Genomic DNA, 10,119 nt, shown 5'->3' with positions numbered 1-10,119 from the left:
AGCCCGCATCCACGAAATGGCCGAATACCGTAAACTCCTCGGCGACATGCTATTGAACCTGCCCGGCGCGGCGCAGTCCAAGAGCTATGTCGTGATGGAGGAGATCAAGGAAACCCTGATCCTCTCGACCGAAGCCGCGCAATAGTGCGTGCGCCCTGATCGCCGGCTTCGCAAAATAACGTTCCGTGCGCGCTGCGTGCTGCTGGGTTGGATTAGAATAATGACAGCATCGGCATCGCGAACGGGGGTATTGTGCAAAGCAATTACGGAACCGCCAGCTTTACGCCATCGGCTGCCCGGGCGGGCGTGCCGGAATTAGCCATTTCCATCCGCTCACTCGACGAGCACCTTTCCTCCGATCAAAGCTTCACTTCTGCGCTGGCCCGCGCGGTGGGCGCGATTGCCGCCGCGGACGGCAATATGACCCTGGCGCAGTTCGCGGCGGTGACCGATATCGCCGGCGAGGGTAAGGCGTCCGCCGTGTTCACTGCGGTGCTGCTGAACGCCATCGAATCCGGCGTCACGCTGGACTGGGCGTTGAACGCGCTGTCGCGTGCCAGCGAGAGCACCGAGCTGGCCGTGCGCAGGTCCGCCTTCGTGCTGATGAAACCTTTGCTGGCGCTGCAAGGCACGAAGTCCTGTCCAATGGCGCAGCGCGTGGCAAAGGCCCTCGACGTCAAGCTCAGTCCCGAACTGTTGTACGGCCTGCCGCCCGAACAGGAACGCCGTCTGCTGCGTGCCATTGGCTCTCAGGCGCGCGCCCTGGTCAAAGGCCGCGGCCTGGTGGACGCCGTGGCCGACTTCGGCCGCAACACCGGCCAGACGGAGCTGCTTGACCACGCCCGCGGCTACAACGGCGGCCTGATGGGCGAGGACGAGCTGGTCGCCGCCGTGCAGCGCGCCGTGGCCGCCATCAGCCAGGGCATTACCACCTATGAAGAACACGCCGGCGCCATGCTCAGTTGCGCCGCCTCCGCGGACAGCCTGCAAGCCACGGCCGAACAGCTGCGTCAGCAAGTGCAGCAGCGCCTGGCCCTGGTCGATGCGCGCATCGCCTACGAGCGCCGCACCCTCACGCAAGACATCGAGGACGCCGTCCACGATGCCGGCGACACCATCGAACTGGCGATCTCCGAGCGGCTCGATACCGACAAATGGAAAGATGAGGAAGTCTGGAACAGCATCAGCCGCGAGCAATTCGGCACAGTGATGGAGAAGCGCCTGGACCGCGTGGTGCGCCGCAAGGAGGAAGCGCTGGACCTGCTGAATCACGACCTCGCGCTATTCCAGTCCGACATCCGCATGACCCCATCCAGCGCCTTTGTGCGCCAGCACCATGTCGCGCTGGCGCGCCTGATGCCGCGCATGCGCATCGGCACGCGCGTCGCCAACACGGTCGATTCGGCGGCCAACATCACCCTGATGAGCAGCGCCGTGGCTGCTGCGGGCACCGGCACCATGGCCTATCTGTTCGGCGTGGCGGTCGTGGTGCCTGCCGTGGCGCCGGCTGCGCCCTTTGTCGGCGGCGCCGTGCTGCTGGCCGGGGCAGTGAAATGGTTCTCGGACGTGGGCAAGCGCAAGCGCTCGGAAATCCGAGACAAGCGCCGCGCTTTTGAAGAAGAACTGGGCAAGCGCCTGAAGGAAGCGGAACTGACCATCGGCCGCCAGCTGGACCGCATTTCCTCCAGCTTCCACGAATCGGCGCGCCAGCTGCTGACGCCTCTGCTGCTGGAAGCCGAAGCCGCCGGCCGCGTGCAGAATATGCGCAAGCGCATCGCCGACAAAGTCATCAGCCAGGCCCGTGGCCACATCGCGCAACTGCAGGCGGCGCTGGGCGCCGCCATCTGAATCAAGGACGTAGGGCGGATCATCGATCCGCCGTGACTAGCGCACCAGATTGTGCTTGATAATACCGTCCGCCGCGACGGCCGCCTGATCCAGCGGCTGGTTCAGCGTTTTGGTGGAATACACCGGCGCAGCAGGCGAGGGCGCACCCAGCACCGGGCCGCTGGTATCGCGGATATCCACTTTCACGGTGGTCGACAAGCCGATACGCAGCGGATGCGCCGCCAGCTCCTTCGGATCGAGCGCAATCCGCACCGGCACGCGCTGCACCACCTTGATCCAGTTGCCGGTCGCGTTCTGCGCCGGCAGCAGCGAGAAGGCGCTGCCCGTGCCGGCCGACAAGCCCAGCACCTTGCCGTGGTATTCCACCTTGCTGCCATACATATCGGCTTCGATCAGCGCARACTGGCCGACGCGGATGTCGCGCAGTTCGGACTCCTTGAAGTTCGCGTCCACCCACAGCTGGTCCAGCGGCACAATGGAGAGCAGGGCATTGCCCGGCGCCACGCGCGCGCCGACCTGCACGCTGCGCTTGGCCACGTAGCCCGTCACCGGCGCCAGGATGGTATTGCGGCGCGCTGCCAGCCAGGCCGCCATGTAATCGGCGCGGGCTTGCTGCACCGCGGGGTGGCCGGATACATCCACACCCGCCACGCCGGCATGCGCGGCGTCGGCCTGCTTCTGCGCCACGAGAATCGCTGCCTGCGCATTGTCCACCGCCTGCCTGGCGTGCGCTACGTCTTCACCGGACACCGTGTGATCGGCCGCCAGCGGTGCACGGCGTGCCAGGTCGTCCTGGGCGATCTTCAGTTGCAGCTTGCGCTGGGCGACAGCGGCATCGTACTGCGCCGCATCGGCGTAGCGCTGGCGCTCCTGGCGCACCACGGCGCCCAGTTTCGCTTCCGCCTGGCGCAGCGCGACGTCGGCGTCGGCTGCATCCAGCTTCACGATCGGTGCGCCGGCTTGCACCAGCTGCGTTTCATCTGCGCGGATTTCTTCCACATTGCCCGCTACCTGCGAGGACAGCGTCACCAGATTGCCGCCCACGTAGGCGTTATCGGTTTCCTGCTCCTTGGACAGCACCGTCGCGTAATAGATCGCGTAAGCCGCGCCTGCGACGAGGAAGGCTACCGTGATCGCAGCCATGACGGTTTTGCGTTTGCCGTTGCTGGTATTGCTCGTGTTGGTCGTCGTGTTCATGAGTCTTATTTCGTAATCATAGGAGGGGCATCGCCGCGATAGCCGCCACCGAGGGAATGGATCAGGGATACTTCCGCCAGCAACTGAGCGTGCTGCAGGCGCAACTCGGTTTCCTGCTGGCGCAGCACGGACTGGCGCGCGGCCAGCACGGTGCTGTTGTCCGCCAGGCCGTGCGCAACGCGCGTTTCGGCGCTTTGCAGCAGGGCTTGGGCGTCGGCGCTGGCTTTCCGCTGCTGCGCGAGCTGGGCTTCCACGCCTTGCAGATTGAGGGTGTCCTGGGCCACTTCCTGCACCGCTTTCACCACCGCCTCGTTGTACTGCGCCACCAGGATATTGCGCTCGCTGCGCGCGCCGGCCAGCTGGGCGGACAGTCGCTTGCTGTCGAACAGCGGCAGCGACAGCGTCGGGCCGAGGAAGAAGGTGCGGCTCGGCGCCTGCAACAGATGCGACAGCGATACCGAATTCAGGCCGACGGCCCCGGTCAGGTTAATGTCCGGATAGAAGGCTGCCTGCGCCGCATCGACGCGGCCCAGCGATGCTTCCACCAGCCAGCGCTGCGCCTGCAGGTCCGGTCGGCGCGCCAGCAGTTCCATGCCGAGGCGGGCCGGTAGTGCCGCTGGTGCCGGCTGCACCGGCACGGGCTTGATGTCCGCCACCAGCGCGTCGGTGCCACCGGCCTCGCCGCCACCCGCGCCCAGCAGGGCTCGTAATACTTCGCGCTCGACGGCGTTATCGGCATCGAGCTGCGCAAGTTCTTTTTCGAGCAGGCTGGTTTGCAGCGAGGCGCTGCGCTGCTCATCGGCCGTGGCCAGGCCGCGTGCGACCCGCTTGGCCTTGTCCTGCAGCATGGCCTGCTGTTCCGCCAGCTGCGCAAGCAAATTGGCGCGGCGTGCGAAGCCGGACTGCAAGGTAAAGTAATGCTCGGCGATGGCAGCCGCCAGTGCCTGTTCCGCGCCCGCGTAGGACGCGTGGCGCGCATTCAGTTCGCCTGCAGCGGCGGCGATTTCCGCCTTGTCTCGGCCCCACCAGTCGAAGTGGTAGCGCGCTTCCATGCGCAGCGTCTCTTCGGTGAACCAGGCGCCGCCGATGGGCGCCGGAAACAGGCCGGTGGCCGAATAGCGCTGGCGGTTGGCGCTCGCGTTCAGCGAAGTGTCGAAGCCCAGCTCCGCGCTGCTGCGCGCAAAGGCGGCCTGCGCGGCGCCGATATGCGCGGCGGCCGTATCGAGCGTCGGCGAGGACGCGAGCGCGCTGTCGATCAGGCGTTCGAGCTGCGCATCATGGTAGGCCTTCCACCATTGGGCTTCCGGCCATCCTTCGCGGGCCAGATGGATGGAGGAGGGCAGTTCGGCTTTGGCGACATCGCGCTGCGGCAGGCGGTCGCGCTCGGCGGGGATGCTCGCGCAGCCCGCCAGTGCAAGGCCCAGCGCCAAGGCCAGCGTGGTTAGTTTCAACATCATCTTCCTTTCTTAATCCATGGCCGCATGGGCCGCGTCCGCCGGTGCCTGCTTGGCTGCGGGGCGCATCAGTATCAGCAGCGGAATGACGGCCAGCGTCAGCAACGTCATGAGCCAGAAGTCGTTCACGTAGGCGACCATCGAAGCCTGCCGCGTGAGTTCGTTGTTCAGCAGATTGGCTGCGTCGGTAGTGGCCACGTTATCCAGCAGCGCCGGGTTGGCGATATTGATTTTCTCGGCCAGCGAAGCGTGCATGGTTTGCGTATTTCGCACCAGCAGGGTCTGCACCAGCGCGATGCCGATACTGGAGCCGATATTGCGAATCAGGCTATAGATCGCCGTGCCTTCGGCGCGCATCTCCGGCGCCAGCGTCGCGAAGGTCGCGGCGCTCAGTGGCACGAACACCAGGCCAAGGCCGAGGCCCTGGATCACGCCCGGCCACACGATGTCGGAGCGCGACAGCACCAGCGTGTAATGGCTCATCTGCCACAGCGAGAAGGCCGTGATGGCAAAGCCGGTGCCCAGCAGCAGGCGCACGTCGAATTTGCCGACCAGGCGGCCCACCACCAGCATCGCGATCATGGTGCCCAGTCCACTCGGCGCGGTCACCAGGCCCGCCACCGCAGCCGGATAACCCATCAGGCCCTGCAGCATGGTCGGCGTCAGCGCACGAGTGGCGAACAGCACCAGGCCCACGATGAAGATGAACATCAGGCCACTTACGTAGTTCGCATTCTTCAGCAGGCGGTAATCCAGGAAGGACTTGCCGGGCGCCGTGGTCAGTGTGTGGCCGACGAAGTAGGCGAAGCTCAGTGCCAGCAGGATCGCTTCCACCCAGGTTTCGGTGGAGCCGAACCAGTCGTTCTGTTCACCGCGGTCCAGCAGCATCTGCAGCGCGCCGATGGCGAGACTGAGCGTGATGAAGCCGAAGGCGTCGAAGCGCATTTTGCGCGGCGCCGGAGTGGCCTTGATGTAGCGCCAGATGCCGTAGAAGGCCAGCGCGCCGACCGGCACGTTGATGAAGAACACCCAGCGCCAGTTATAGCTATCTGTCAGCCAGCCGCCCAGGGTAGGTCCGAGAATCGGCCCGATCATCACGCCCATGCCCCATACCGCCATGGCGGAGCCGTGCTTCTCGCGAGGGTTAATGTCGAGCAGAGTCGCTTGCGACAGCGGCACCAGGGCTGCCCCGAAGACACCTTGCAGCAGGCGGGCCACCACGATCTGGCCCAGCGACATCGACAGCCCGCACAGCACCGACGCAATCGTGAAGCCCGCCACCGACAWCAGGAAGATGCGCTTCTGTCCGAAGCGGTCGCACAGCCAGCCGGTCAGCGGCGTGGCAATGACCGCGGCCACGATGAAGGACGTCAGCACCCAGGTGATCTGGTCCTGCGAGGCCGACAGGCTGCCCTGCATATGCGGCAGCGCCACGTTGGCGATAGTGCCATCCAGCGCCTGAATAATCGTCGCCAGCATGATCGACACCGTGATCATGCCCTTGTGTTGTACTTCGCTCATGCGCAGCCGTCCGTCTGGTTCAGGCGTGCATTCAGCGATTCCAGCAGCACGGTCACGCGTTCCAGTTCGGCGCGGTCCACATCGCACAGCAGCTCACGGCGGACGGGATCGGCCGCAGCTTTCACGCGCTGGTAGATGGCGCGGCCTTCATCGGTCAGGTGCACCAGCTTGACGCGGCGGTCCTTTTCGGACGGCTGGCGCGCCATATAGCCGGCTTTCACCATGCGGTCGATCATGGAAACCATGGTCGGGTCTTCCACGCCGAGGCGGGAGGCCAGTTCGGTCTGGGACAGGGGCTCGGCCTTGGCCAGGGTGGCAATGGCCATCCAGCTGGCCTGGCTCAGGCCCAGGTCTTTCAGGCGGCGGTCGATTTCCTGCCGCCAGGCGCGTGCCGTGTTGTGCAGGGCGTACGAGAAGCGTTCTTCGAGATCCATGAGATAGCAAATGGTTAGATGTCTAACCATTAGTATAGCAATGTTTTAGGAATCGTGTTGCCAGCTACCAACTCTGTGCGTTGGCGCACATACCATTTGCCTGTTGCCTAGTTACAATGTAATCGGTTCATCCACCTGCAACTCTTATAATGACGCTATGAAAACGAAGATCCTCGCCGCCGCCGCTTTGCTGGCACTCTCCACCTCCGCCTTCGCCACTGACGTGGGTGTTTCCGTCACCGTCGGCCAGCCGGGTTTCTACGGCCGGATCGACTTGGGCAATATGGCCCCGCCACCGGTGGTGTACACCCAGCCGGTCATCGTGCAGCGTCCGGTGYGCTATATCGCTGAACCGATTTACCTGCGTGTGCCGCCTGGCCACCAGAAGCACTGGTCCAAGCACTGCGCCGCTTATAACGCCTGCGGCCGTAATGTGTATTTCGTGCGTGAAGACTGGTACGTGAACGACTACTCGCCGCGCTACCGCCATGAGCATGAGCGCGAGTACGAGCGCCGCGAATACCGCGACCATGACCGCGATGACCACGACCACGATCGCGATCATGACCGCGGTCACGGCAAAGGCCACGGCAAGGGCCACGGCAAGCACGACGACTAAACTGCGGCGCAGGCCGCCGCCAACCATCCGGGAGAACCGTTTGCAAAGCAAATTCGTGATCGTAGGAGGAGGGGCGGGCGGCCTGGAGCTGGCCTGCAAACTGGGACGCAAGCTGGGTCCCGATCAGGTGATGCTGGTCGACAGCCGCCTGTACCACATCTGGAAGCCCTCGCTGCATGAAGTGGCGGCGGGCACCCTGGACATCCACCAGGAAGGCTTGTCCTACCAGATGCTGGCCCACGACAATGGCTTCACCTATGTCTACGGCGGCCTGACCWCGCTGGACAAGGCGGCCAACACCATTCACGTCGGCGCCATCACCACCCAGGCCGGCGAAACCGTGCTGCCTGAGCGCAGCATCCAGTTTGAATCGCTGGTGCTGGCCATTGGCAGTACCTCCAATTACTTCGGCGTGCCGGGCGCGCAGGAGTACACCATTTCCCTTAACGGCACCGAAGACGCCGAACGCTTCCGCCTGACGCTTTTGAAGCTGCTGACCAAGGCTGCGCTGGAGAAGGGCGGTCAAGGTACGCAAGGCGTGGACGTGGTCATCATCGGCGGGGGCGCCACCGGCGTGGAGCTGGCGGCCGAGCTGCGCGAAGCGAGCGGCGTGTATGCCGCTTATGGCTTCGGCCACCTGGAACCGATGAAGGATGTCCGCATCACCCTGCTGGAAGGCGCGCCGCGCATCCTGGCGCCGCTGCCCGAGCGCGTTTCCTCGGCGGCGCTCAAGCTGCTGGATGAACGCGGTATCAAGGTCGTAACGGATTGCCGCGTGACGGCGATTGCGCCGGATAAGGTCAGCGTGGGTGAGCAAAGCTATCCCGCCGATATCACGGTGTGGGCCGCCGGCATCAAGGCGCCTGACTTGCTGAAATCACTCGGCCTGCCGACCGCCAAGAGCGGCGCGCTTGAAGTGACGGGCGAATTGCAGGTCAGGGAACACCCGAACATTTACGCACTGGGCGATTGCGCCTATTGCATCGGCGCCGACGGCAAGCCGGTGCCGCCCCGTGCACAGGCCGCGCACCAGCAGGCCGATTATCTGCTGGATGCTTTCCTGCGCCAGGCGAAAGGCCGGGCGCCAAGCGGCAAGCCTTATGAATACAGGGACTATGGCTCGCTGGTGTCCTTCGGCCAGTCCACCTCAGTGGGCAGCTTGATGGGCTCTCTGCGCGGCTTTAACTGGTTCGTGGAAGGCTTTTTTGCGCGGCTGATGTATGTCAGCCTGCACCTGATGCATCACAAGGCCGTGCTGGGCACGATACGCACCGGCGTGCTGGCATTGGCGCGTTTCCTCATCAAGCGCACCACGCCGCTGGTCAAACTGCATTAGCGGCGCATGCATGGCGGATCGATGATCCGCCCTACGCCGCATCGTGCGGCCGCACCACGTTACGTCGGGCGGGACATTGAGCCGCCGTTACGGCTTTGGCAGCACCAGGGTCATGACGGTGCCGTGCGGTGCGTTGGCCGACATGGCCAGGGTACCGCCCAGCCAGGCGGCGCGTTCGCGCACATTGCGCAGGCCGTGTCTGGCGTAGCAGTCGTAGCCGCCTTCCGGCAGGCCGGCGCCATCGTCTTTCACGGTCAGCATGATGGATTCGTCGTTGTCGTCCACCACCACCTCCACCTGGCTCGCCTTGGCGTGGCGCGCTACATTGCGCAAGGCTTCTTCCAGCGCCGCCAGCACCACCATGGCGTGGCCGCGCGGGCAGACCGGTTCCTCGTCCGGCAGGCTGCACTGCGCGGCCAGCTGCTCTGCCTCGCCGAATTCCTTGACCACTTCGCTGAGGGCCGCACGGATGCCGAGGAATTCCAGCTTGTCGTTCCACAGCTTGTGCTGCATGGCGCGGTTGGTTTCGATGATGGTGTGCAGCAGCTTCTTCATCTGCGCGGCGCGGTCCTGCAGGGCAGGGTCGGGCGGCAGTTTGGAGGTGAGCAGGCCGAGATGCATGGTCAGCGCCGTCAGCGAAGAGCCAAGGCTATCGTGCATCTGGCGCGACAGGGTGCGCCGTTGTTCGTCCCAGTTGGCCTGCACGTAGGCCAGCAGCTCTTCCAGTTCAGCGGCGCGTAGCATTGGAGATTGTGGATCGGTTCCCGAAACAGACATAGTTTTGGAGCGTGTTTTTTATTGCTCCGATCATACATGAGGTTCGGGTGAAATGCCGCACATACATGCAAGCGGACGCAGGGCAAGCTGAAGCTTTATCACCCTGACAATGAGGAGTAAAGCCATGGACGCCATCGCACTGCTGAAGCAGGATCACGCCAATGTGAAAGCCATGTTCAAGGAATATGAGGGATTGGGCGACCGCGCCTTTGCCAGCAAGAAGAAGCTGGCCGACAAGATCTGCCTGGAGCTGACCAAGCATGCGACTGCCGAGGAGGAGATCCTTTATCCCGCCGTGCGTGAAGCCTCCAAGGAAGCGGAAGACCAGGTGGATGAAGCCACCGTGGAGCATGCTTCCGCCAAGGCCCTGATCTCCCAGCTAAGCCAGATGGACCCGCACGATGAACTGTACGACGCCAAGGTCAAGGTGCTGGGCGAGTACATCAACCACCACGTGAAGGAAGAAGAGGGCGAGATGTTCCCGATGGCGAAGAAAGCGGGCCTCGATTTACAGGCGATGGGTGAGCAGATCGCTGCGCGCAAGGATGAAATCGACTACGTGATGCCGGAGCCGGCCGCCATGCAGCGCGGCGGCGCCGGCCGCCGTCCTACTGCTTGACGCAGGCGGGCGCGCTGGCCGTGCAGTCGCCGATGGCCTGCAGCAGATGCTCGACGTCCACCGGCTTCACCAGATGCAGGTCGAAGCCGGCATCCATCACGCGGCGCTGGTCTTCGGCCAGACCGTAGCCTGTCAGGGCGATCAGTTTGATGTGGTGGGTGTCCGGGTTGGCCCGCATGCGGCGCGCCACTTCGTAGCCRTCGATGCCGGGCAGGCCGATATCGACCAGGGCGATATCGGGATGCTCATTGCTGGCGGTCTGCAAGCCCTGCAAGCCGTCGGCCGCATGATGCACCTCGTAGCCATAGCAGTTG

The 10,119-nt window shown here is 64.3% G+C and carries 10 protein-coding genes and 1 pseudogene; 5 read left to right on the top strand and 6 right to left on the bottom strand.

From position 1 onward, the window contains the following. A pseudogene (locus tag AB4Z11_RS11585) lies at positions 1-145 on the top strand (AsnC family transcriptional regulator); the annotation flags it as partial. Positions 146-252: 107 nt separating this feature from the next. Beyond that, positions 253-1,848: a hypothetical protein gene (locus AB4Z11_RS11580; RefSeq protein ID WP_442025401.1), complete on the top strand. Its 1,596-nt coding sequence runs from the start codon at positions 253-255 to the stop codon at positions 1,846-1,848. Positions 1,849-1,884: 36 nt separating this feature from the next. Here AB4Z11_RS11580 and AB4Z11_RS11575 read toward each other — a convergent pair whose 3' ends face one another. Genes AB4Z11_RS11575 through AB4Z11_RS11560 form a run of 4 tightly spaced genes read right to left on the bottom strand, consistent with a single transcriptional unit; the run spans position 1,885 to position 6,454 of the window. Next, positions 1,885-3,045 (bottom strand): HlyD family secretion protein, encoded by a 1,161-nt coding sequence (locus AB4Z11_RS11575; protein WP_442025400.1) that lies wholly within the window; start codon positions 3,043-3,045, stop codon positions 1,885-1,887. Positions 3,046-3,050: 5 nt separating this feature from the next. Continuing rightward, on the bottom strand, positions 3,051-4,502 hold the full coding sequence (locus AB4Z11_RS11570; protein WP_442025399.1) for an efflux transporter outer membrane subunit: 1,452 nt from the start codon (positions 4,500-4,502) through the stop codon (positions 3,051-3,053). 9 nt (positions 4,503-4,511) lie between these two features. After that, entirely contained in the window at positions 4,512-6,020 is a 1,509-nt protein-coding gene (locus AB4Z11_RS11565) for a DHA2 family efflux MFS transporter permease subunit (RefSeq protein ID WP_442025398.1), read from the bottom strand. Further along, positions 6,017-6,454: a MarR family winged helix-turn-helix transcriptional regulator gene (locus AB4Z11_RS11560; protein ID WP_442025397.1), complete on the bottom strand. Its 438-nt coding sequence runs from the start codon at positions 6,452-6,454 to the stop codon at positions 6,017-6,019. The genes AB4Z11_RS11565 and AB4Z11_RS11560 overlap by 4 nt, the downstream gene beginning before the upstream one ends. Before the next feature lie 157 nt (positions 6,455-6,611). Here AB4Z11_RS11560 and AB4Z11_RS11555 point away from each other — a divergent pair, with 157 nt between their 5' ends. Together AB4Z11_RS11555 and AB4Z11_RS11550 are read left to right on the top strand one after the other, a co-directional pair. After that, positions 6,612-7,073: a hypothetical protein gene (locus tag AB4Z11_RS11555; protein ID WP_442025396.1), complete on the top strand. Its 462-nt coding sequence runs from the start codon at positions 6,612-6,614 to the stop codon at positions 7,071-7,073. A 40-nt stretch (positions 7,074-7,113) separates the two neighbouring features. Then, positions 7,114-8,409 (top strand): NAD(P)/FAD-dependent oxidoreductase, encoded by a 1,296-nt coding sequence (locus AB4Z11_RS11550; RefSeq protein ID WP_442025395.1) that lies wholly within the window; start codon positions 7,114-7,116, stop codon positions 8,407-8,409. A gap of 87 nt (positions 8,410-8,496) precedes the next feature. Here AB4Z11_RS11550 and AB4Z11_RS11545 read toward each other — a convergent pair whose 3' ends face one another. Beyond that, positions 8,497-9,153 carry a sensor histidine kinase gene (locus AB4Z11_RS11545; RefSeq protein ID WP_442025394.1) on the bottom strand — a complete coding sequence of 219 codons (657 nt, stop codon included), beginning with the start codon at positions 9,151-9,153 and terminating at the stop codon, positions 8,497-8,499. A gap of 157 nt (positions 9,154-9,310) precedes the next feature. Here AB4Z11_RS11545 and AB4Z11_RS11540 point away from each other — a divergent pair, with 157 nt between their 5' ends. Next, positions 9,311-9,805, top strand: coding sequence for a hemerythrin domain-containing protein (locus tag AB4Z11_RS11540; protein ID WP_442025393.1), 495 nt, complete (start codon positions 9,311-9,313; stop codon positions 9,803-9,805). Here the strand turns inward: AB4Z11_RS11540 and AB4Z11_RS11535 are convergent. Then, positions 9,795-10,119 (bottom strand): response regulator (locus AB4Z11_RS11535; protein WP_442025392.1); only part of this gene is annotated, 325 nt, incomplete at its 5' end. The genes AB4Z11_RS11540 and AB4Z11_RS11535 overlap by 11 nt on opposite strands.

The organism is Pseudoduganella sp. RAF53_2, assembly GCF_052113985.1.
Taxonomy (GTDB): Bacteria; Pseudomonadota; Gammaproteobacteria; order Burkholderiales; family Burkholderiaceae_D; genus Rugamonas.
This window is presented reverse-complemented; position numbering and strand designations above follow the sequence as displayed.